Origin of the sequence: Methylacidimicrobium sp. B4, assembly GCF_017310545.1 — a bacterium.
Taxonomy (GTDB): domain Bacteria; phylum Verrucomicrobiota; class Verrucomicrobiia; order Methylacidiphilales; family Methylacidiphilaceae; genus Methylacidimicrobium.
In genome coordinates this window covers 1,912,398-1,932,924 of sequence record NZ_CP066203.1, presented here as the reverse complement: position 1 = coordinate 1,932,924, position 20,527 = coordinate 1,912,398, and the positions used below count along the sequence as shown (strand labels likewise).

The window sequence follows — 20,527 nt, the reverse complement described above, 5'->3', positions numbered from 1 at the left end:
AAAGGATGGGATCAAGAGCAGAGGCTCTAGGACCCATGCTCTTCGGAGGGATAGACGAGGTACCCTCCGGATTTTTCATCGGGCTGGAGCTTCAGCAGCCCCCTCTTCTGGGCTTCGAGCAGAAGATCGTTAAAGGACCGAAAGGAGTAGGCGCGCTCATTGAAGCCGGGATTGCGGCGCTTGATCGCCTGCTTGATCATCGATCCCCAGATTCGCTCGTCCTCGCCTCGCTCTTGCACCAGGGCTTCCAGCGTCTCCACGACCATCTCCAACGCCTTATCGGCTGTTGGCTTTGCGGCTTTCCCCCGGCCTCGGGGCTTCTTCTCCTGGGGCTCGGAGGCTGCGTGGGCTTCCTTGGCATTGCGACAGAGATCGTCGTAATAGAGAAATTCATCGCAGTTGTTGAGGAAGAGGTCGGAGGTGGAGTTCTTCACGCCGATCCCAATGACCGTCTTGGCGTTTTCCCGCAATTTGCTGACCAGGGGGGAGAAATCCGAATCGCCACTGATGATGACAAAGGTGTCGACGTGGCCCTTGGTGTAGCAGAGGTCGAGCGCATCCACCACCATGCGGATATCGGCCGAGTTCTTCCCCGATTGGCTCAAGTGCGGGATCTCGATTAGCTCGAAGGCCGCCTCATGCAGAGCCCGCTTGAACTCCTTGTAGCGCTCAAAGTCGCAGTAGGCCTTCTTGACCACGATCTGCCCTTTGAGCAAGAGGCGCTCGAGCACCTTCTGAATATCGAACTTGGGACAGGCCGCCTCTCGGGCGCCCAGCGCGACGTTCTCCAAATCGAGGAAGACCGCCATCGTGGCTTCGGAAGCATTCATGAGCGGATTCCCAAGGCGCAAGCCGCCCCTTTCCTGTCAGAGGGGGATGAGGAGTGGACCGGACGCGGAGCAAAGAGGAATTCGCCTTCTGCTTCCGCCTGCCTTTGGACACCGGTCATCGCAAAGCCAATCTTCGCTTTTCGACAACTCGTTGTCTAGCCGCCATTTCCTCGCCGGCGAGGAAGAGCTGTGTCAGGAGGGTACTATCGCGTTGACTCAGGCAGCCACAAGGGCTGGAGTATCGGGCGATTTCATGGACGCCTCGCGGCGTTCGGATGACCTCACCACGGGCAACGGCACTCCACCGAAGTAGGGATTGGTGGATCGTGGGTCGGCGGGGGCACCCCGGCTCCCGGTTCTGCCCAGGCTCAGCGCCCGGACAGGTCGCTCCCCGAACTCGCGCACGAGCTCGGCAAGGACCGCAGCCTTCCCCTGGAAGAGCCAGCCATTGGGGCGCGCACGGCGCGCTTCGATGTTGGCCGCCGCATTGAGGTCGGCGTGCATTTGGTGACCGCACCAAAGGCAGACGAAGGTCTTCTGGTCGCGGCGGTTCCGCTTGTCCACATAGCCGCAACGGGAACATGCCTGAGAGGTGTATGCGGCGTTGACCTCGGCGGAGGGGATTCCGAAGCGCTCCTCCAGGTCGCGCAACTTCTCCTGGACGATCGAGCGTCCGCAGTTGCGCAGGATCGCGTTGAGCCGCTTCGAGAGGTCGGAGTGGCGGAAGTCGAGCCGCTCCAGCACCAACTCCTTGGGCTTGCCCTGCTCGACAAGGCGGTTGAGCACGCGGCCGACCTCGGTGCGAAGGAAGCCGCGCACGTCCTCCACCAGCGCCCGATACCGCTGGCTCTCCCGCGGCCTGCGTCCGGCACGCTGCTGGCTGGCCGCGATCACGGCAAGCAGCGCGTCGTACCGCTTGAGCCGCTTGAGCCAGCCCTGGCCGAGCAGCCGGCCATCGGATGTGGCCAAGAGCGTGGACAGCCCAAAATCAAGCGCCAGCGCGCCGTGGCCGTCGTAGGCGGCGCGGCTTTTGGCGCAGACCTCGCCCATGTCGGTCACCACGCCGAAGCTCAGGCGACCCTCGCGCTCGTTCACCTGGATGCCGTTGGTCACGCGGCCAGGACGCGTGGCATGGTAGTCGTAGGTAAGCAGCGGGATGGCGATCTTGCGCCCCTTCTCGAGCGTGGAGAGGCTCACCCACCAGCCGACCTTACCGCGCTGCGTCGCCTGGATGGGGCGGGCGATGCTCCCCGCGCGGTGGTCGAGGCGCATGGAGATGCGCGAGAGGTCCGGGCGGCGATGCCGCGCCATGCAGTGGCGCATCATGGCGCGCGCCAGCCGTCGCACGGAAACCGGAATCACCTCGCCCGTGTCTCTCCTCGCCACCTCGCCGCGCCAGAACCACGCGCCCAGGCCGTTGATGGCGTGGAGCATCTGCTTGGTGGCGGGTGCCAGCGTGCTCCGGTTGACCGTCTCGCGGAACTCGTTGGCCCGGTTGCCGATCCAGCCCTGGAGCTGCCCGACGACCTGCCAGCGGGCCATCTGGACGCGGTTGGCCGCGCCGATGACGGCGGCGAAGGTGACCTTGTCCACGTCGTGGTTCTTCTCCAAGCGGCCCGTCTCGAAGAAGAGCCGCCACTCTTCCCGGCCCAGCAGCACCGCACCCCGGCGGTAGGCTCTAAGCAGCGCGCGCACGGCCGCCTCTTTGCTGGCCGTCAGGTTCGACGGCAGCAGGTCGGTCCGATGGACGGGCGGATGCTCGGGCTTGGTGCGGGCCATCAGGCGGTTCCCGTGAGAAAGCGGTAAGGCAGCGTGCGCCCAACGCCGCCCCGGACCAGCATCGCCATGCGCTCCAGGCAGGCGTCGGCCTTGCGGTTCCAACGGAAGGCGGCTTCGCCGGCGTAGCGTCCGAGATGCTTGGGCGAGACGAAATGGAAGAGGCCGACCACGGCGCGTCCCAGGAGCCCGTTGAAGGATTCAACGCGGTTGACGTGGACGCGGTGGCCGGCCGCGGAGTCGGTGCGGGCGTACTCCCGTTGGCTGTGGTTGACGGACAAGTGGGTGCGGTGCATCGGCGTGCCAGCGGTGACTGAGAACTGCCGGTGGCAGGCGGTGCATTGCCAGCGGCGGATCGTCCGCAGCCAGCAGGCGCGGTTGACGCATCCGCACACCGGGCAGATCGGGCCGTCCGGCCAGCGGGCGCGCTCAAACCACCCCCGCGCGGCGTCCTCGTCCGGGAAGAGATCGGGGAAGGCGCGGAGCGTGAGGGCGGTGCCGGTCATGATCAAAATCTAGGGATTGTGGCGGTCTGCGTCAAGCTGATAGGCTCGTGTCAGGATACGAGAGGATGGAGACGGTCCTGGATCCCCACTTCCCGCACCGCTTCGAGGATCTAGTGCAGCGGCTCCTGGAGGCCGTCCGCCTCGCCTACGGGCCGCGGCTCCTCGCCCTGGCCGTCTTCGGGTCGGTGGGCCGCGGGAAGATGCGCCCCGACTCCGACATCGACTTCCTGATCGTCGCCGAGCCTCTTCCCCACGGGAGGATGGCGCGGGTTGCCGAATGGGAGCCGATCGAGCAGGAGCTCTCCCCCGCTCTCGAGGAGGCGCGGGCGCTCGGGGTGCTCACCGAGTGGTCACCCATCTTCAAGACCCCTGCGGAGCTTGCCGCGGGAAGCCCCATCCTCTTCGACATGACGGAGGATGCGAGGATCCTCTGGGATCCGCAAGGGGTGCTCGCAGAGGCCTTGCTGCGGATGAAGGAGCGGCTGGCGCGAAATGGGGCGCGGCGGATCTGGAGCGGCAACGCCTGGTATTGGGAGCTCCAGCCGGGGCATCGCCCAGGGGAGCCGATCGAGATTTAGCCGCCATTTCTCACGAAGGCCGACCAAAACGGGAAGCAAAAAGCCTGCAAAAGAGCATAGGAAAGGCCGCCTTTCCCTGGTATAAAGTGCGTGAACGATACGTAATTACAACCAGGAAGGAAAGCGGCCTTCGATGACAGAGTGTAGCCAAGAGACTTTTGGATTTACAGCCCATTTTTCGCGTCGGGTGGAAGCGGGATTTACCGCGGGTCGGGTTTCGAGTGATGGGGGCGCGATCCTCTTACGAGAAGCGGATCGGAAGATCGGGTTGTTAAGACGGCTGGAGCGTTGCTTCCGGGATCGACGCCATCCGGGGCGCATTGTGCATCGGGTGCGGGAGATGCTAGCGCAGCGCATCTTCGGGATTGCGCTGGGCTACGAGGATCTCAATGACCACGAGCAGCTGCGTACCGATCCTTTGGTGGCTCTCCTAAGCGGTAAAAGGGATCTGGAAGCGGATCTGGCGGGCAAGAGTACGCTCAACCGCCTGGAACTGGTAGGTCGAAGCGAACGCTACCACAAGATCGACTACTCGGCCGAAGCGATCGACCGGCTGTTGGTCGATCTCTACCTTGAATCGCATCCCCAGGCTCCCAAGGAGGTGGTGCTCGATCTGGATGCGACCGACATCCCTCTTTACGGCCATCAGCCCGAGCGCTTCTTCCATGGCTATTATGATGCGTATTGTTATTTGCCGCTCTACATCTTCGCCGAAGATCAGCTCCTCGGCGTGCGGCTTCGGCCATCGAACCAGGATGCGGCGGAGGGATCCCTTGCCGAGATCATCCGGATCGTGGGACAACTCCGCACCCATTGGCCCGAGGTCAAGATCGTGCTCCGGGCCGACTCGGGCTTCTGCCGGGAAGAGATCATGGCCTGGTGCGAAGCCAATCAGGTCGACTTCCTCTTCGGCCTGATTCGCAACGAGCGCTTGTGCCGACCCATTGAGGCGTCGATGAAGCAGGCCCGTCGTCTGCACGAGTCCACGGGCAAACCGGCTCGCGTCTTTTCCGAGTTTGCCTATCGCACCTTGAGTAGCTGGTCGAGGGAGCGCCGAGTGGTCTCCAAAGCTGAGTACTTGGAGAAAGGAAAGAATCCGCGCTTTGTCGTCACCTCTCTCTCCACCGAGGAGTGGCCCGCCCAGGCCCTCTACGAGAAGCTCTACTGCGCGCGCGGAGAGATGGAGAATCGGATCAAGGGTGCGCCGGCAAAACCGGCGAAGAGTAGGTGGTGCAAGTCCACTACACTGAAGAAATAGCGAATCACAGTGGCCCTGAGTCATGCGCCGTTGACCGTGAGGACAACGGTGAAGCGTTGACAAGGGTACGCACAGGCCAGCCATGGAGCCGCGAAAATGGTTTATGTTCCGAACGCTGACACGGTCTTTGACGTGGAAGGCAACACGGCCGGAGGCGATAACGCGAGCCTTCGATCGGTTCGGCGTGGTCTTTAGAACCTGGCATGTGCGCACGCTCTTCGTACGGGAACCGGGAGATCTTGGGCCTGACCGGCAAGCACTACCGGTCCGCATCGGGAAGGTGAGGAGCCAAAGCCGATGATGAACGGACCCAAGAAGTCTGACCTCGCCATAGTAGCTGAGAAGCCGACGAACAAGGCCGGGAAACCGGCGGCGGAGCCGGTGGAGCCAAGGGCGAGGACCGAGGGGAACACGCATCAGCAAAGCACGGACCGGACTCAGGGCCGGGTTCGCGTGTCACAGGCGCTGGAGCGTGTACGGCAAGTAGCAAAGGCGAGGAAGAAGGAACGGTTCACTGCGCTGCTCCACCATATCAGCGTCGATCTACTCCGTCAGTCGTTTTACGCACTCAAGCGCAACGCGGCTCCCGGAGTGGACGGGGTGAGATGGTCGGACTACGAGGCAAACCTGGAGAGCAATCTGCAAGGTCTGCATGATCGGGTTCGTCGGGGCGCGTACCGGGCACTGCCCAGCCGGAGGAAGTACATTCCAAAGCCGGATGGGCGGCAGCGGCCGTTGGGCATCGCGTCGTTGGAGGATAAGCTCCTCCAGCGGGCGGTGGTGGCGGTGCTGAATGCGATCTACGAGGAAGATTTCCTCGGGTTCTCGTATGGATTCCGGCCGAAGCGCAGTCAGCACGATGCGCTGGATGCTTTGGCAACCGGCATTCAACGACGGAAGGTGAACTGGATACTCGACGCAGATTATCGAAGCTTTTTCGACACGGTGAGTCATGAATGGCTTATTCGTTTCCTGGAGCATCGAATCGGCGACGAGCGCATCCTCCGTCTGATCCGCAAATGGCTGAAGGCGGGAGTACTGGAGGCGGAGGTTGTCACGGAGAGCGAAGCAGGCACGCCTCAGGGTGCGACGGTGTCGCCCCTGTTGGCCAACGTCTATTTGCATTACGTGTTCGATCTCTGGGCGCAACAGTGGCGGAAACGCCACGCCCGCGGGGACATGATCGTAGTGCGCTACGCCGATGATAGTGTCCTCGGCTTTGAGTATGAAGCCGATGCCCAGCGGTTTCTGGCGGAGATGGGGACGCGGTCGAAGGCATTCTCGCTGCAACTGCATCCGGACAAGACACGGATCATTCGGTTTGGCCGTTTTGCGGCTCTCAATCGAAAAGAACGTGGTCGGGGCAAACCGGAGACCTTCAACTTTCTCGGCTTTACCATGATCTGTGGCCAGAAGCGCACGGGTGGCTTCCAACTTCTGCGAAGAACCCGCCGCGACCGTCTGCAGCGCACGATACAGCGCGTGAAAGAGGAATTGCAGCGAAGGCGGCACCAGCCGATTCCTGATCAAGGAAAATGGCTGGCGCAGGTGGTCAGGGGCTTTTATGCATACCACGCAGTGCCGACGAACTATCCGGCGCTGCGGCTGTTTCGGGTTCGCATTGCACAGCTCTGGAAGCGCGCGTTGTCACGGCGTGGCCAGCGCGGTCAGTTGACCTGGAAGCAAATGCCCAAACTCGTTGATGCCTGGCTGCCACCACCGCGTATTCTGCATCCTTGGCCCGAGCGTCGCTTCGCCGTCAAGCACCCAAGGTGGGAGCCGTGTGCCTGAATCGGGCTTGCACGGATCTGTCCGGGGGGCGTTCCGCAAGGAGCGTCCCTACCGGGAAAACAGCTCTACCTCTTTGCCGAGCGCCTCTCGACCGCGCAAATGGCCAGCAATCAGCTTCGCCTCTACTTTTCGGCTTTGGCCTATGCCCTGGTCGAAGCGCTGCGACGGCTGGCTCTGCAAGGAACGGAGTGGGCCAACGCCCAGGTCGACACCCTCCGGCTCAAGCTCGTCAAGATCGGCACGCTGGTCCGTGTCAGCGTCCGACGCGTCCTCTTGTCGATGAGCAGCGCCTATCCTTGGAAGCACCTCTTCACCCACGTCTTCCAGATGCTGCGTTGCTGAGCATCCCTGAAAACCAGAGCGCTTCCCCCTGCAGTAGAGCCTCCCATCGGGCGGAGCCTTGTTCCCAAAGCGGATTTTTGCCCTTTATAGAGCTCGCATTAAGCCAAATCGAGCAAAAATCTTGCTCCATCCCCACTCACGAAGACCCTTTCCTCGCCGAACATCCTCGCAATCGACTCGGCCCTTCCTTTCTTGCGCGAAAGCTCGCGTTGGTGAGAAATGGCGGTTAGGGGCGATGACCAGCGAATCCTTGGCTCAGAGCTACCTTCGGAAGGCCGAGGCACGGATCGCGTTCTTAGCGCATCTGCTCGAGCGCGAGGACTACTCCGATGTGGTCCGCGAGGCGCAGGAAGCCGTCGAGCTCGCCTTGAAGGCCGTCCTCCGCCAGGCGGGAATCGAGCCTCCCCACGTACACGATGTCTCGCGGCTCCTGCGGGCGCATCGAGCATCCCTGGCCGGGCCCATTCAGGAGCACCTGGAAGAGCTCGCGCGGATCTCCGCCCGGCTGCGGAAGGAGCGGGAGCTCTCGTTCTCCGGAGACATCGACTTCATCCCGACCGAGAGCTACAGCCGGGAGGACGCCTCCCAAGCGCTGCGGGAAGCGGTCTTTGTGGTCGACAAAGCGAGGGAAGCCGTGCCCCGGGCTCCCGCCGGGGAGTGAGCCGTTCCCCGGAGTGGCTACGGCCGGGGAGGACGCTGAGCCTCCCATCCGATCCTCAAGGCCTGCCGAACCTTTGGCAGCTCCAAGGAGCATTCCGGGAGGAGCGGCGGAGCCCCCTTTGGTCGAAGCTGAGGAGGGCCGCTGGCTCCTCCCCATTCTCGGAAAAGCGGTAGAGAGGGAGCATTTGCTCGGAGCGGTCGAAGATCCAATATTGGCGAGCGCCCGCCTCGCGATCGATCTCCAGCTTCTCCACAAGGTCGATTTTCCCGTTCGAGTAGGAGAGCGCTTTTACGACGATAAACCTTGATATGGGCTCCAAGAGATTCGTGGGCATAGGAACCTCCTTCCCTCTTCGTGGACAATATGGCGCTTGCTGGGAAAACGGGAGGATTGGGCCTGAGTCGACGATCTCATCGGGAAGTGGCCTCTCGCCCGCTGCAGGAAAACGGCCTTGATCGGCAGATCGTCGCCAAGGACTGACGGTCGGCGCTAGAGGCCGAGCACCATCTCCTCGCTCACCGGCAACTCCGAGCTCGACCTCACCTTTAACCAGCCCAGCATGCCAAGGCCCCGGATGGCTGCGGCGATCTCCGTCGCCTCCAGAGCTGGACGCCGCTTCTGCTTCCACCGCATCACCTCATGCAGCACGTCCAATTCGCTCGGCCCCTCGGGGTTCTTTGCCGCGACATCCTTTGCCGCGAAATGAACCGTCGCAGCAAGCTCCGCCTGCCGCGTATCCATCCGCAGGAAGAGATCGGCAAGCGCCTCAATCGTATCCTTCCATTCCAACCACTCCCCTTCGCAGGCGCGGCACGCATCTGCAAAGGTTGGTCCCGTCTTCACGGCGAACATCCGTCCCAGACGCTCCTCTCGGATGAGGCCGTTGTTCACCAGACGCGTCACCAGCGTCTTGAGCTCAGGTGCGTACGGGCCATAGCTACCGCGTTGGTAGGAAAGCCCGGTAGGGATTCCCGATTCCGTGGCAAAGTACGCAATCTTCTGAAACGAGGTCCTGCCGACGGGATAATGGTAACGCTCGGCCTCGATCGCCTGCAGGATCTTCACGAGCGCGATCCACGCTGGTTTCATGAGGCTCGCCCGATCGCTGCTTGCCGCCGCCATTTTCTCGATGAGCCTCTGCTCGAGGAAGGTCGCCTGCAGCTCCTCGTGCGGCGTCTCACATGGGGCATAGAGTTCCACGGGAATGTGCAGGCGCTTGAGATGCTGGTAGAGTGCAGGTCCTACAACCCGCCATTCCAGACGACCGTGACCACATCCAAGAGGCGGAACGGCTAGCGAGGTGATTCCCCATTCCTGAAGATGCCGCTTGAGGTAGTCAAGACCATCGAGGATATCCTCCAGCCTGGACACCGAGCGCCAATGATCCTTTGTCGGAAAGTTCAAGATCCACGGCGGCAGAAGGGAACGGTAGAGATAGGGCTGCCCCAGCTTAACCTCCTTGGCTTTGCAACGGCGCACGTAGTCCTCATACATCTCGGGAAATCGCTTCTTAAATTCGAGAGCGATCCCTTTGCCCATGACACCCACGCAGTTGACCGTGTTCACCAAGGTCTGCGCCTTGGACTTGAAGATGTCATCGATGAGCACGTTCACCATGACGCCCTGCCTATTGGAAGAACATGTGCGGATGGATGCTGATGCCGATTCGGGTTCCTAGGCTCTTCAGCTTGTCCGCTGCGACCTGGCACGAGACATAGGCGCCCAGGATGAACCGTGGGTCCACCCTGTCCGGAACCAGAACTTCGGCGCACTTGGCGGATTTCTTCCTCAATTGGACAGTGGGATCCGGCTCTGTCCAGTACTCGGCAAAGGTCCACTCTCGAACTACGATGCTGAGACCAGCAGGCGCAGCCGCGTACCGAACGTAGACGCTCGACGCATTTCTGTCCGTCACGACCACGTCTGGAAGGTCCAGCACATCCGTGCTTATCTGGAGTACGCAGAGGTCGAGGTGCTGTTCTTGCCGACTGTAAAGCATCGGATTCCTGGCGCATACGTACAGGTTTACATACTCATGCAGCCTTCGGCTGCCGGCGACGACAACGTTGGCTCGTCGAGCCTGGACTTCCGGCATCGCCACCGAAGCATGGTCAATCCTCGAGGCCCTTCTGTTTGACAGGATTCCGCGCTGAAGGATGGAACATACGTTAACCATAGGCGCGATGTAATGCAATTCCCGCAACTCCTCGCGCTTCACCGTCGCCCTCCATCATCCTTGCGCTGTTCGCTGCACTGACGCCGCCTCCGCTCGAATCTCAATGAACCGGACCGTCACGATGTCCCACCCTTGCTGCCGCATCCGTTCGCGCCCGCGGTCGTGCTTCGCGCAGTCGATCGCGGCGCTGGCCTGCGTCGTGCGCTGCCATGGATTGGTGAACTGCTGCTCATCGACAACGTCGATCTGGCTAGGCGGCGCGCAGATGCCGGAGAGGCAGGCAGCGAACTGGCGGTCGTGGATGCAGGCCGAGCAAATCCAGGCCAACTGGACCAGAAGACGCAAGCGCTCTGCGTCTGGAGGCTTCGCTAAGGCCGGGAACTCCTGTTCCCCGCTCAACACGCTCGCGGCCCCGGCCAGCGAGATGGCCCCTTCTTCGAGCGTGCGTTTCGGTAGCCCGACTCGCCACTCGTAGCCGGCCGAGGAATCGGCGTCGAGAGCTTGGACATCCTCCAGGGTCACGGGCATATCGCAGTGCCCGAAGAACGTGATCCCGCGACCCATCTGCATTGGGAACTGGTTCTCAGCCATGCCTCCTCATCTCGCTTGGTCATTGGTAAGTGGGGCGCTGGATCGGAGCTGATGCTCCCCCGCGCACCCAACGCTCAAGCTCGGCGGACGTGAACGAGCAGAGCGTCTGAATGGTCCGCCGGGGCGCAAGGTTAAACCCTAGATGTACTGGCTCCTCGCTGAATTGAGTGGGTAAGGGGAGAGCGGATTTCCGTTAAGGGATGGCAAGAAGCGGGGTTTTTGCCCTCCGTCTTCGACGGATCTGTGGGCAGAGAGGAGGCTGCAGTCCGTCAAGGACGCTTCGACTTCGTCGATCCTCCTTGAGGGCGGATGGCCAGACCGGGCTGCCTCGTGGATGCTTGCGGGATGGACGCAAACAAGCTTTTCGCTGCGGCGCTGCAACTGGATTCGGAAGGGCCGGTGATCTTCCGACTCTACCCACTTGAAACAGCGAAGAGGCTTCATGTTGTTGTCGAGGCAGCAATCTGATAGAAGAATTCGTCGCCGATTCAGCGACAATGCGGCTCCCATCTTTGCCCAAGCGAGAGTATTCTTCTGGAAGATCGTGGCACCTATTTTCACTGCTTCTTCCCGGCTAATTGTGTGTTTTGCTTCCCCAAGCGGTACCCCGTCGAGAGATTTCCCTAAGTCGCCAACTTTGAAGAACGGAAGTTCATTACCAAGCCGTCCTTGCATCTCCGGTGGAAATCCGCTTCCGCCTTTGAGCTTTCCTAACCGCTTGATCGGGGCAATCTCCCAATGCTCCGGCACCTCCCCAATCCACTCCACCCCGGAATCCTTGTAGGCCGGATACGGTTTGTAGTGGCTCATGCCGGGTCTCCTTTCGGGGCCGCCAGCGCCGCGACACGCTCCTGGGCATGCGCAATGGCGCGATGCAGGCGCTCGCGCAGCACCTCGACCGGCGGCAATTGAACCAGGTATTCCGCCACCCGGATGGAGGCTTCGTCCAGTTGCAAGAGCTCCACCTGCTCGGCATCGGCGCTCGCGCATAGGATGAGGCCGATAGGCGGTTCCTCGTCGGCGGCGCGTTCATGCTTGTCCAGCCAGCGCAGGTAAAGCTCCATCTGCCCCTTGTGGCTGGGCTGGAAGGATTCGAGCTTGAGTTCCACGGCCACCAGCCGGTGCAGGTGCCGGTGATAGAACAGCAGATCGAGATAGAAATCATCCTTGCCGACGCTGATGCGCTTCTGGCGTTCGACGAAACAGAAGCCGCTGCCCATTTCGAGTAGGAAAGACTCCATCTCGCGCAGAATGGCGGCTTCCAGGTCTTTCTCTCTGTACGAGCCGGAAAGGCCAAGAAAGTCGAGCAGGTAGGGGTCGCGGAACACCATGTCCGGCGTCATGCGACCGTCGCGCAAGGCGGCCAGTTCCTGCCGGACGACTTCCTCGCTGTTCTTCGACAGCGCGGTACGCTCGAAGAGCATGCCGTCGATTTTCTGCCGCAGTGTGCGAACGCTCCAGCGTTCCACGCGGCACATTTCGGCGTAGAACTCGCGGGCGAGCGGGTCTTTCAGGGGCAGCAGAGCCAGAAAATGTGTCCAGGTCAATTCTCGTATCAGCGATACGACAATTGCCTCCTCCGGGAACACCTCGGCAAACTGCACCATGCGGCGAAGGTTCTTCTCGCCGAACCCCTGCCCGTACTCGGATTCCAATTGTCGCGCCAGCGATTCGATAATCCGGCTTCCATAGGCGGCACGCTCGCCGCCCAGGATTTCAACGCCAATGCGCCGACCGACACGCCAGTATGTGAGCGTGAGCGCGGAATTGGCTGCCCGGGAAACCTGGATGCGCGCCTCTTCGATCAAGGCGCGAATCTCGGTCAGCAGGGAGTCTGGGTCGGTTGCGGGATGGCTCATTCGGTCACCTCGCCACGCAAGGCGGCGATCTCGGCCTCCACGCGCTTCAACTCCCGGTCGATGTCTTCCAGCTTCGGCGGCGGCGTGTACTTGTAGAAGAAACGGTTGAAGTTGATGGCTCCTCGCTGAATTGAGTGGGTAAGGGGACCAGATTTTCCGTTAAGGGATGGCAAGAAGCGGGGTTCTTGCCATCCGTCTTCGCCGGATTGTTGGGGAGAGAGGAAGCCGTCAAGGACACTTCGACTTCCTTGATCCTCCTTGGCGGCGGATGGCCGGAGGCTTTCGGAGCTTCCGCTCCCGGAGAATTGCCGCGTTTCTCAAAGCCGGAAAGCTGCAGCCCGATCTTCCCCCTCTACCCACGGGAAACAGCGAAGAGGCTTGGCAGCGTGTTCACTCGCTTTTCATTTCATTTGCATCAGTCGAAGAAGCTGGTTGCAACCATGGTCCGCCAGGAAGCCACACCCGCCCGTCTTCGGCCGCACCTGCTAACGGAATCAGGAAGGCCCCTAGATCGGCGATGACGGCGGAAAACGCGCCAGGTACGGCAGTCATGCGCTCACGCCCCAGGAAGGTTTGCCATTGAGCGCCCCATGCCTCCGCGAATTCATCGCTCAGGCCGATCGGGATATCGACCGGCAGCTTCGTCGCACGCCGTTCGAACGTGCATCGCACAGCTTCTACAAGAGTTGACTCATGAAACTCGAATGTCTGCGCGATCAGCCAAAGGTCGTAGAAATCCTTGAGACGACTGTTGGCCATACCGAGCGTAACCAACGCCTCGAACTTCTCCGCCACGACCGTCTCGACGGGATAGGCCCGAAGATGCGGCGCGGGTGCGTCCAGCAAAGCGGGGTAATCGATTTCGACCGGTGCCGGGGTGATGGCATCGCCGAAGCCGATATCGACCCGGATCGGGATCCGCGCACCATCGATAGTAGCGCTCGCGCGCACCCTCACGCCGCCATATTCTCCCTCCTCACGGATCGGCGCTGCCTCCAGCCCGGCGACATCGAATACGACACCGTCATCGGTGACCGGCTGGGCACAGATGGCGCGGAAAGTCTCAGCGATCGCCTTGGCTTCATTGTCCCCGTAGCCGAGTAGATCGAGATCGCGGGTCGACCGGAACAGATCGGCAACCCAGGTTACAAAGAGCATTGCGCCTTTGAGGACGAAGCGGTCGCGATGCCCTGAAATGCTCAGCCTGTACAGCAGACGCTCGAGCGCGTAGCGCGTCAGCAAAATCTGAAAGTCAGACCGCTGGACGCGCGCCCGATCGAGGAGTCGCGCCCGTACTGATGCGCCGACATTTCGAGGTTTACGTGGCATCGGCTGCCATCGCTTCGACGTAGGGGCGCATCACCGACCAGACTCGAGCCTTCCGCGCGTAACGCCAGAGTTCGTCGGGCGTGCAGCGGCGACGGCGAAGGCCCTCGCGCAGCCCTTCCATCGCGACGTCGAGACCGACCTTGGCCCGATAGCGGAAGCAGTCCACGACCGTCCTGGCCGGATCCGTGATGGGGACGTTGGTACTCTCAATGCGGTGGCGGGTAATGCCCTCGGTCAGCGCTGCCCCGGTGAAACGCACAAAGCGGATTCGCGGATAATCGATTCTGGGCCGCCAAGCGGTCCGTTCGATTGCCATCCATACGGCAGACGGCATCTGCAGCGTCAGTTCATGGAACTGGAGCGCCGAGGTCAGGCAGACGACACCCTTGGGAACCAGGACCGCGGCTTCGGCGAGCATGTGGGCGGCCTCGATCTGCGCGTCTAGGAGCTGATAAAGGCCCCGGGCTGGACGCACGACCGCCTTCTCCCGCATGAGACGGGCCAGCGTCTCCGGTCCGATCCCTTCCGCAACGAAATCCTTCAGCCGGAGCATTCCCCGGGTTTTCAGGAGATCAAGGGCACGGGTCCGTTGGGCGCTAATCGAGGTCATCTTTCGTGAGGTTTCCTCTTCTTACATAGAATTCAGCAGAGGTTTTATCACATCTGCAGCCGACTGGAAATCAGGAACTTGAGCGGCCCTTTGGGGAAGGCCTGCTCCCTGGCCGGCGCCAAGGTCGCCAGCGCACCCTCATCTGCGGGGAGACCCCGCAACTCCCCCCAGAGGGAAAGTTTTACCGGGTCTGCCGTGACGGGTTGGAGGTCGCGAGAGAGGCTCGCGGCGCTGGTCGCGGAGAGCCGCGATGTCAGGTTCAGCCGCTCGCCCCCGTTCCGGCCAGGACCGGACAAGCCTCTCTTTCGAAATCACTGACAAGATCATCGCCGAGTTGGAGGCGAGCCGCGCACTGTGGGTCCAACCATGGGGGACAGCGGCGGCGAAAGCGACGCTCGCCATGCCCCAGAACGCCGCGACCCATCGGCGATGCACCGGAATCCATCTGCTCATTCTCTGGGGTGGCGTCATTGAGGACGGCGTTGCGAGCCAGAGAGCTGGCTATCCGCCATTTCTCACCAGCGCGAGCTTTCGCGCAAGAAAGGAAGGCCTGGGTCGATGGCGTCGATCCCGGAAGCAACGCTCCAGCCGTCTTAACAAACCGATCTTCCGATCCGCTTCTCGTCAGAGGATCGCACCCCCATCGCTCGACGAAACCCGACCTAGGGAAATCCCGCTTTCCCCCGACGCGAAAAACGCGCGGTAAACCCGAAAGTCCCTTGGATCCCCTCTGTCCGGAACGGCCATTTTCATTCCTGGTTGTAATTACGTCTCGTTCACGCACTGTATGCCAGGGAAAGGCGGCCTTTCCTATGCTCTTTTGCCGGCTTTTTTGCTTCCCGTCTTGGTCGGCCTTCGTGAGAAATGGCGGCTAGCTGCCAGGAGAACCACCCTGATGCTCCAATAGACAAGCGGTTGAACCTTTTTTGCCAACCACCAGAAGGACTACGGCCGGGGAGGCGAGCGCCCGCCTCGCGATCGATCTCCACCTTGTCCACAAGGTCGATTTTTCGGGTCGAGGAGGAGAGCACTTTCACCACGACAATCCTTTACCGTATGGGCTCCAAGAGATGTCGTGGGCATAGGAACCTCCTTCTCTCTTCGTGGACGATACGGCGCTTGCTGGGAAAGCGGGAAGATTGGGCTTGAGTCGACGATCGGAGTGGGCTTGCCGCATTCAGGCCAAGCTCTGCGCAACCAGGAAAGGATCGCGACCATTGGACTCCGGTGACTTTGGCATTCCTCCTTTTCTAGTCGAGCAGCCAGCCGGAGCACGAGGGACGGATGCTCCTTTGGAGCCACGCCTACGCCTGCGCCCGGTCGAGTGGGTGCTTTTCTGGGGCCGAGCACGTCTTGAGCCCAAGGCTTGCGAGCCTTGCCGTCCGCCAAGAGAATGGCCGCATGACCCATCAGGAACCGTTCCCCGCTGGGGCTTTCGAGAGCCCGTTGCTTGAGATCGAGGAAGCCAGCGTGAGGCGCGGTGAGCGGTGGATCCTCGACCGGCTCAGCCTGCGACTGCCGATCGGCCGACATACGGCCATCCTCGGGCCCAACGGCTCCGGCAAGTCGACATTGGTGAAGCTGATTGCGCGCGAGATCTATCCCTCTGCCTGCGACGATGGTCGGGCCCGAGTGCGGGTCTTGGGCCGCGACCGTTGGAACGTGGCAGAGCTGCGGGGACTGCTCGGCATCGTCTCGCCCGCGCTCGAGCGCGATCTTACGGTCGATCCGCCTTTGGAAGCTCTCGAGGCGGTGGTCTCCGGCTTCTTTGCCGCACGCGGGTTGGGCCCCAACCATTCCGTTACCGAGGAGATGCGTCAACGGGCGCTCCAGGCGCTCGACCTGCTCGGCGCGGGTCATCTTGTCGGCCGCGAGATGGCCACTCTCTCGAGCGGCGAGGCGAGGCGGGTGCTGATCGCCCGCTCCCTGGTCCACCGCCCCCGGGCCTTGCTGCTCGACGAACCCTGCGAAGGCCTCGATCTCGTCAGCCGCCGACGCTTCCTGGAAAGCTTGAGCTCCTTGGCCCAGGCCGGCACGACCCTTTTGCTCATAACCCATCATATCGAGGAGATCCTGCCGGAAATCGATCAAGTCCTGCTGCTGCGGGATGGCAGGATGGTGCAGCAGGGCAAGAAGGCCAAGACGCTCACTGATGTCGCCTTGAGCACCGCCTTCGGCATGCCCATTCGCGTGAACCAGAGCGGTGCCTGGTACCATGCGAGGCTCGCTTGAAGCGGTCTCTATCCTCTTGCCGACGGCTCAAGACGTGTAACGCCTGGACGGGAATTGGCCTTGTCTCCTTCGAGCTGAAACCGGTAAGATCACGAATCGAGCGAAGCTTCCGGTGCCTTCTTGGTTCCAGGGCTCTTTTCCCCGTGCTCCGGCACGCGGGCTCCTTGCTACCCTTTGCGTTGGTCCGCGCCGATCCCTTCTCCTTTTCGCGCTCGCCCTGCTGGTGGGCAAGGGACTCCTCTACGCCGCCCATACGGCGGAAGGGAGCAGGAAGGCGGCTCCTCTCCTCGCAGCTCCTCAGATTCTCTTCGGTCCTGCTGGAGAAGGCAAAGCCGTCGGGGAGCGGATCGCCGCCGGGCAGCTCTCCGAGGCCGAAGCCATTGCGCAAAAGGAGGTGAGGATCGGTGCCTCGCTCCAGGCGGGTGGAGAGCTCACTCCGACCAAGAAGCTCCAGTCGGCCTCATCGATGTTGGGATTCGCCTTCCGAGTCGCGGTGCGCTACAACAACTTGGCAGTCGTCTACACGCTGCAAAAAAGATATGCGGAGGCCCACAAGACGATTGCCCGGGCGATCAGCATTCAGCGCGGCGCGCTGAGCCAAGCGCAAACCGACACGACCTTCAATTCCTGGCTAGCCTATATCCAAGCCGGACGGGGCGCGGGCAAGATCGTGGAACAGCAAAAGAGGCTGCTCGCCATTCTTCTGCTCAACCAGGCACTCGTCTACCACGTCGAGGGGAATGGGACCCAAGCCGCCAAGCTCGATGCCGAAGCGCACAAGCTCGATCCCTACCTTCCCAAGATCGCTCCTTTGTCCCCGCGGAACGAACACGCTTCACCGCCGCGACCCAAGAAGACGGCTCCTTCGCGCAAGCCCCCGCCGCGCAACAAGAATTCTTCACCACGCCCAGGGAAGGAGCTCCCCGCCTTTTGGCAAGAGAGCGAACGGGCTTTACTCCTTTCGTGGCGGGCCTAGCAACGGCGGAGCAGACCGATCGTTTGCGGATCTTCCCTTCTCCTCTGCCGGCTTTTCCCGTGCGCGAACGGCAAGGCAAAGGAGCTTTGCATGCGCAACGGGATGGAGCGCCGGGGTCAACTCGCTCCCTTGGTACGCAAGCTGCTATGGAAGGTCACGATGAGAGACGCTCTCCTCGACGAGTGGCACCCGATCGCGGCTTCGGAAGAGCTACCCGAGGGAGAGGTGCTGGCCGCCTCCCTGCTGGGGCAAGAGCTGGTTCTCTGGCGTGGAACGAATGGCATTCATGCCTGGCCCGATCTCTGCCTCCACCGGGGTGCCCGCCTCTCGCTGGGCAAGGTGGCGCAGAGCTGCCTGCACTGCCCCTATCACGGTTGGATTTACTCTGAAGAGGGCCAGTGCGTGGCGATCCCGGCCCACCCGGGAGTCCGCCCACCGCAGCGCGCCCACATCCTTCCCTTCCCGGCCATGGAACGCTACGGTGCCATCTGGGTCTCCCTCGGCACTTGCCCAGGCAATCCCCCATCCTTCCCGGAATGGGATGATCTTTCCCTCGCCAAGACCCGCTGCGGCCCCTATGGGGTGAACGCCTCGGCTCCCCGCCTCCTCGAGAACTTTCTCGACGTGGGCCACCTGCCGATCGTCCACCAGGGCATCCTGGGCGATCCGAGGCGGCCGGAGATTCCCGCCTACCGCGTCGAACGCAGGCCGGAAGGCGGATGGATCGCCGCCGACATTCCTGTCTGGCAACCCGATCCCGACGGGAGCGGCCAGGCACAGACCGTCTCCTACACCTACGAGATTCTTCGACCCCTGGTCGCTCGTTTCCAAAAGACCGGGGAGGGGAAGAAGAGGTATGGGATCCTCGCCGCGGTCCACCCGATCGGGCCGCGGGAAAGCGCTCTCTGGATGTGGCACTTCTGGGACCCGGAAAAAGGCGCTACCGCCGAGGAGATCCGCGCCCACCAGGAGCGGGTCTTCGCCCAGGACCGACCGGTCGTCGAGTCGCAGCGGCCCGAGCTCCTTCCGCTCGATCTCCAGGTGGAGCTCCACCTTCCTTCCGACCGCCTTGCCATCGCCTACCGGCGCTGGCTCGCCGAGCTGGGCGTCGGCTTCGGCACCGCCTGATCGCCCCGGCGATTGCGGCGCCCGCTCTTCTCGCGGATCTCTTCCCAGAGAGGAACGAGGCGCATTTCGGGCACCAGGACGAGCCCCTTGTTGGTCAGCCGGATCTCGGGGATCACCGAGAGCGAGAGCAAGTTGAAGCCCATGTAGGGGAGCTGGCAGCCGACCTCGCCCCAAGCGGCCTTCAATCGCCGCATCGCCTCGGCGACCTCGTCGATCCTCCGGTCGGAGAGGAGTCCCGCGACAGGAAGCTCGACCAGCGCCAGGATGCGCTCTCCGAGGACGACGCAGACCCCTCCTTGGGCGCTCTCCAAGGTGCGGGCGGCCAATTCCATCTCCTCCACGCGCTTCCCCGCGACAAGGAGATTGTGTGCATCATGGCCCACCGTCGACGCCACGGCCCCATGCCGCAGGCCGAATCCTTCCAAGAGACCCCAGGCGATTTCCGCAGTCTTCCCGTGGCGCTCGAGCACGGCGAGCCAGCAGAGGTCTTCTTTCTTGAGCCGTTGGGAGATCTCGGCACCGGAAGCCACCACCACCCGATGGCGGACGAGGATGCCCGGCGGCTCGATCCCGAGAAGGTGGAAACGCTTCATCCCTTCCGGCAAGCGCGGCGAGCAGAGCCTTCGCCTCGGTAAGCGCACCGTCCGGTAGGCCGAGCGGGGATAGCGGTAGCGTGCGGCCAGGGACTTCTCCAGGCATGGGGTACTCTCACCCTCCTCGACCAGCAGCTCCCCGCCGAGCCAGGTATTCCGCACCCGCCCTTGGTCGTCGAGCAGCACCAGATCGGCTCGGCGTCCGGGAGCCAAGCCCCCCATCTCTCGGTCCATCCCGAAGCGGAGCGCCGGGTGGAGAGAGCCCAGGCTCCAGCCGAGGGGCTGGCTGAGGCCATGGCGCCAAGCCTCCCGGACGACCCAGTCGAGCCCGAAGAGGAGCAGGTCATCAGGATCGCGGTCGTCGGTGCAGACGCAGAGCCGCTTGGGAGAGGCTCCCAGCCGGCTCACGGCCTCGATCGCCCTGGGAAGGCTGTGCCACGGCGTCAGCGGCGGACCTCCGCGCAAGAAGATCCACATCCCCGCCTGGAGCATCTGCAAGGCGATCTCCGCCTCTCCCGCCTCGTGCGTATCGGTGATCCCGCTGGCGGCATAGGCCGCCACGAACTCCTCTCCATAGATGTGGCCGCAGACGGGCCGCCCCCGGCGAAGAGCCTCTCCGAGAATGGCATGGGTTTGAGGGTGCCCCGCAGCGACCGCGACGAAGTCCATCTTTTCCCCGAGGGCCACCGCCTCGGAAAAGCGGTCGAAGAGACGCGCCACGTCGTGTCGATCGATGCTGCCGCCCGAGGTCTCCATCCGGTCGTTGGTCGCGGGAACCGTGCTCGGGACCGTGAGAAAGATCGAAAGAGGAGACCTCCGGGCATCCTCGAGCATCCATTCGATCCCTCTTCGGCCCAGGACGTTGGCGATCTCGTGGCTGTCGCAGAAGATCGTGGTGGTGCCGTTGCGCAGGGCCGCCTCGGCATAGGCGCAGGCCCCGACCATGCTGCTCTCGATATGGACATGCGGATCGATCAGCCCCGGGGCGACGATCCCTCCCCGGACGTCGTACTCCCGCCTCCCCCAACGGGGAGGAGCGCTTCCCTGGGGCTGGACCGCCGCGATTCGACCGCCGAGGATCCAGATCTCCCGATTCGGGAGGATCGCTTCGGTATAGGGACAGAGCACCCGGGCGCTCCGCAGGATGAGATCGGGAGGTCTCCTGCCCGAGGCGACCAGGGCGAGGCAACGGGTCATCTTCGCAAGCGGCGGAACGGCAAAGGGCTTCTTTCGGCTGGCCATGGGAGTATTTGGGCAATCAAGCACAAAATATGCCACAGAGATCGATCGC

The 20,527-nt window shown here is 62.5% G+C and carries 22 protein-coding genes and 1 pseudogene; 9 read left to right on the top strand and 14 right to left on the bottom strand.

Annotation, left to right across the window (positions count from 1 at the left end):
- Nucleotides 1-26 precede the first annotated feature (26 nt).
- The 3 genes from MacB4_RS09160 to MacB4_RS09150 form a co-directional block, all read right to left on the bottom strand.
- Complete coding sequence (locus tag MacB4_RS09160; protein ID WP_206863535.1) at nucleotides 27-830, bottom strand: NYN domain-containing protein; 804 nt, start codon at nucleotides 828-830, stop codon at nucleotides 27-29.
- Nucleotides 831-1,046: 216 nt separating this feature from the next.
- Complete coding sequence (locus MacB4_RS09155; protein WP_206863534.1) at nucleotides 1,047-2,609, bottom strand: zinc ribbon domain-containing protein; 1,563 nt, start codon at nucleotides 2,607-2,609, stop codon at nucleotides 1,047-1,049.
- A complete protein-coding gene (locus MacB4_RS09150; protein ID WP_206863533.1) occupies nucleotides 2,609-3,112 on the bottom strand; it encodes a transposase in 504 nt (167 codons plus the stop codon). The genes MacB4_RS09155 and MacB4_RS09150 overlap by 1 nt, the downstream gene beginning before the upstream one ends.
- A 65-nt stretch (nucleotides 3,113-3,177) precedes the next feature.
- On the opposite strand from MacB4_RS09150, the gene MacB4_RS09145 reads away from it, so the two are divergent.
- From MacB4_RS09145 to MacB4_RS09125, 5 genes are all read left to right on the top strand, one after another.
- The gene (locus MacB4_RS09145; RefSeq protein WP_206863532.1) at nucleotides 3,178-3,690 is read left to right on the top strand and encodes a nucleotidyltransferase domain-containing protein; all 513 of its coding nucleotides are present in this window, start codon (nucleotides 3,178-3,180) and stop codon (nucleotides 3,688-3,690) included.
- Between the two features lie 133 nt (nucleotides 3,691-3,823).
- On the top strand, nucleotides 3,824-4,948 hold the full coding sequence (locus MacB4_RS09140) for an IS1380 family transposase (RefSeq protein ID WP_242529174.1): 1,125 nt from the start codon (nucleotides 3,824-3,826) through the stop codon (nucleotides 4,946-4,948).
- Nucleotides 4,949-5,245: 297 nt separating this feature from the next.
- Entirely contained in the window at nucleotides 5,246-6,739 is a 1,494-nt protein-coding gene (ltrA, locus tag MacB4_RS09135) for a group II intron reverse transcriptase/maturase (protein WP_206863265.1), read from the top strand.
- A complete protein-coding gene (locus tag MacB4_RS09130) occupies nucleotides 6,740-7,081 on the top strand; it encodes a transposase (protein ID WP_370569417.1) in 342 nt (113 codons plus the stop codon).
- A gap of 235 nt (nucleotides 7,082-7,316) precedes the next feature.
- Nucleotides 7,317-7,742 carry a HEPN domain-containing protein gene (locus MacB4_RS09125; protein ID WP_206863531.1) on the top strand — a complete coding sequence of 142 codons (426 nt, stop codon included), beginning with the start codon at nucleotides 7,317-7,319 and terminating at the stop codon, nucleotides 7,740-7,742.
- A gap of 55 nt (nucleotides 7,743-7,797) precedes the next feature.
- Here the strand turns inward: MacB4_RS09125 and MacB4_RS09120 are convergent, their stop codons facing one another.
- The 10 genes from MacB4_RS09120 to MacB4_RS09075 all read right to left on the bottom strand — a co-directional run bounded on the left by MacB4_RS09120 (nucleotide 7,798) and on the right by MacB4_RS09075 (nucleotide 14,603).
- Complete coding sequence (locus MacB4_RS09120; protein WP_206863530.1) at nucleotides 7,798-8,076, bottom strand: hypothetical protein; 279 nt, start codon at nucleotides 8,074-8,076, stop codon at nucleotides 7,798-7,800.
- A 155-nt stretch (nucleotides 8,077-8,231) separates the two neighbouring features.
- Nucleotides 8,232-9,359, bottom strand: coding sequence for a macro domain-containing protein (locus MacB4_RS09115; protein ID WP_206863529.1), 1,128 nt, complete (start codon nucleotides 9,357-9,359; stop codon nucleotides 8,232-8,234).
- Nucleotides 9,360-9,369: 10 nt separating this feature from the next.
- Nucleotides 9,370-9,960, bottom strand: a complete 591-nt coding sequence (locus MacB4_RS09110; RefSeq protein WP_024808799.1) for a DUF4433 domain-containing protein — start codon at nucleotides 9,958-9,960, stop codon at nucleotides 9,370-9,372.
- A gap of 12 nt (nucleotides 9,961-9,972) precedes the next feature.
- On the bottom strand, nucleotides 9,973-10,509 hold the full coding sequence (locus MacB4_RS09105) for a hypothetical protein (RefSeq protein ID WP_206863528.1): 537 nt from the start codon (nucleotides 10,507-10,509) through the stop codon (nucleotides 9,973-9,975).
- A 138-nt stretch (nucleotides 10,510-10,647) separates the two neighbouring features.
- A complete protein-coding gene (locus MacB4_RS11280) occupies nucleotides 10,648-11,319 on the bottom strand; it encodes a hypothetical protein (protein WP_242529214.1) in 672 nt (223 codons plus the stop codon).
- Nucleotides 11,316-12,368 carry a YhcG family protein gene (locus MacB4_RS09095; RefSeq protein ID WP_206863527.1) on the bottom strand — a complete coding sequence of 351 codons (1,053 nt, stop codon included), beginning with the start codon at nucleotides 12,366-12,368 and terminating at the stop codon, nucleotides 11,316-11,318. The genes MacB4_RS11280 and MacB4_RS09095 overlap by 4 nt, the downstream gene beginning before the upstream one ends.
- Nucleotides 12,365-12,541: a hypothetical protein gene (locus MacB4_RS09090; RefSeq protein WP_206865047.1), complete on the bottom strand. Its 177-nt coding sequence runs from the start codon at nucleotides 12,539-12,541 to the stop codon at nucleotides 12,365-12,367. Before MacB4_RS09090 ends, MacB4_RS09095 begins: the two co-directional genes overlap by 4 nt.
- Before the next feature lie 217 nt (nucleotides 12,542-12,758).
- Nucleotides 12,759-13,697: a nucleotidyl transferase AbiEii/AbiGii toxin family protein gene (locus tag MacB4_RS09085; protein WP_206863526.1), complete on the bottom strand. Its 939-nt coding sequence runs from the start codon at nucleotides 13,695-13,697 to the stop codon at nucleotides 12,759-12,761.
- The gene (locus MacB4_RS09080) at nucleotides 13,687-14,307 is read right to left on the bottom strand and encodes a type IV toxin-antitoxin system AbiEi family antitoxin domain-containing protein (RefSeq protein ID WP_206863525.1); all 621 of its coding nucleotides are present in this window, start codon (nucleotides 14,305-14,307) and stop codon (nucleotides 13,687-13,689) included. Before MacB4_RS09080 ends, MacB4_RS09085 begins: the two co-directional genes overlap by 11 nt.
- Before the next feature lie 47 nt (nucleotides 14,308-14,354).
- The gene (locus tag MacB4_RS09075; protein WP_206865046.1) at nucleotides 14,355-14,603 is read right to left on the bottom strand and encodes a hypothetical protein; all 249 of its coding nucleotides are present in this window, start codon (nucleotides 14,601-14,603) and stop codon (nucleotides 14,355-14,357) included.
- On the opposite strand from MacB4_RS09075, the pseudogene MacB4_RS09070 reads away from it, so the two are divergent.
- From MacB4_RS09070 to MacB4_RS09055, 4 genes and pseudogenes are all read left to right on the top strand, one after another.
- A pseudogene (locus tag MacB4_RS09070) lies at nucleotides 14,558-14,800 on the top strand (ArdC-like ssDNA-binding domain-containing protein); the annotation flags it as partial. The gene MacB4_RS09075 and the pseudogene MacB4_RS09070 overlap by 46 nt on opposite strands.
- A 908-nt stretch (nucleotides 14,801-15,708) precedes the next feature.
- Entirely contained in the window at nucleotides 15,709-16,539 is an 831-nt protein-coding gene (locus tag MacB4_RS09065) for an ABC transporter ATP-binding protein (protein WP_206863524.1), read from the top strand.
- A 112-nt stretch (nucleotides 16,540-16,651) separates the two neighbouring features.
- Nucleotides 16,652-17,515, top strand: a complete 864-nt coding sequence (locus MacB4_RS09060) for a tetratricopeptide repeat protein (RefSeq protein ID WP_206863523.1) — start codon at nucleotides 16,652-16,654, stop codon at nucleotides 17,513-17,515.
- 90 nt (nucleotides 17,516-17,605) lie between these two features.
- Complete coding sequence (locus MacB4_RS09055; RefSeq protein ID WP_206863522.1) at nucleotides 17,606-18,643, top strand: aromatic ring-hydroxylating dioxygenase subunit alpha; 1,038 nt, start codon at nucleotides 17,606-17,608, stop codon at nucleotides 18,641-18,643.
- Here MacB4_RS09055 and MacB4_RS09050 read toward each other — a convergent pair.
- A complete protein-coding gene (locus MacB4_RS09050; RefSeq protein ID WP_206863521.1) occupies nucleotides 18,595-20,478 on the bottom strand; it encodes an adenine deaminase C-terminal domain-containing protein in 1,884 nt (627 codons plus the stop codon). The two genes, MacB4_RS09055 and MacB4_RS09050, sit on opposite strands and share 49 nt — an antisense overlap.
- Nucleotides 20,479-20,527: the final 49 nt, after the last annotated feature.

Excerpts from the sequence above, each read along its gene's own strand:
- MacB4_RS09155 (WP_206863534.1), bottom strand. The coding sequence starts at position 2,609 with ATGGCCCGCACCAAGCCCGAGCATCCGCCCGTCCATCGGACCGACCTG.
- ltrA (WP_206863265.1), top strand. The coding sequence starts at position 5,246 with ATGATGAACGGACCCAAGAAGTCTGACCTCGCCATAGTAGCTGAGAAG.
- MacB4_RS09140 (WP_242529174.1), top strand. The coding sequence starts at position 3,824 with ATGACAGAGTGTAGCCAAGAGACTTTTGGATTTACAGCCCATTTTTCG.
- MacB4_RS09080 (WP_206863525.1), bottom strand. The coding sequence starts at position 14,307 with ATGACCTCGATTAGCGCCCAACGGACCCGTGCCCTTGATCTCCTGAAA.
- MacB4_RS11280 (WP_242529214.1), bottom strand. The coding sequence starts at position 11,319 with ATGAGCCACTACAAACCGTATCCGGCCTACAAGGATTCCGGGGTGGAG.
- MacB4_RS09095 (WP_206863527.1), bottom strand. The coding sequence starts at position 12,368 with ATGAGCCATCCCGCAACCGACCCAGACTCCCTGCTGACCGAGATTCGC.
- MacB4_RS09105 (WP_206863528.1), bottom strand. The coding sequence starts at position 10,509 with ATGGCTGAGAACCAGTTCCCAATGCAGATGGGTCGCGGGATCACGTTC.
- MacB4_RS09160 (WP_206863535.1), bottom strand. The coding sequence starts at position 830 with ATGAATGCTTCCGAAGCCACGATGGCGGTCTTCCTCGATTTGGAGAAC.
- MacB4_RS09055 (WP_206863522.1), top strand. The coding sequence starts at position 17,606 with ATGCGCAACGGGATGGAGCGCCGGGGTCAACTCGCTCCCTTGGTACGC.
- MacB4_RS09050 (WP_206863521.1), bottom strand. The coding sequence starts at position 20,478 with ATGGCCAGCCGAAAGAAGCCCTTTGCCGTTCCGCCGCTTGCGAAGATG.
- MacB4_RS09145 (WP_206863532.1), top strand. The coding sequence starts at position 3,178 with ATGGAGACGGTCCTGGATCCCCACTTCCCGCACCGCTTCGAGGATCTA.
- MacB4_RS09065 (WP_206863524.1), top strand. The coding sequence starts at position 15,709 with ATGACCCATCAGGAACCGTTCCCCGCTGGGGCTTTCGAGAGCCCGTTG.
- MacB4_RS09125 (WP_206863531.1), top strand. The coding sequence starts at position 7,317 with ATGACCAGCGAATCCTTGGCTCAGAGCTACCTTCGGAAGGCCGAGGCA.
- MacB4_RS09120 (WP_206863530.1), bottom strand. The coding sequence starts at position 8,076 with ATGCCCACGAATCTCTTGGAGCCCATATCAAGGTTTATCGTCGTAAAA.
- MacB4_RS09115 (WP_206863529.1), bottom strand. The coding sequence starts at position 9,359 with ATGGTGAACGTGCTCATCGATGACATCTTCAAGTCCAAGGCGCAGACC.
- MacB4_RS09085 (WP_206863526.1), bottom strand. The coding sequence starts at position 13,697 with ATGCCACGTAAACCTCGAAATGTCGGCGCATCAGTACGGGCGCGACTC.
- MacB4_RS09150 (WP_206863533.1), bottom strand. The coding sequence starts at position 3,112 with ATGACCGGCACCGCCCTCACGCTCCGCGCCTTCCCCGATCTCTTCCCG.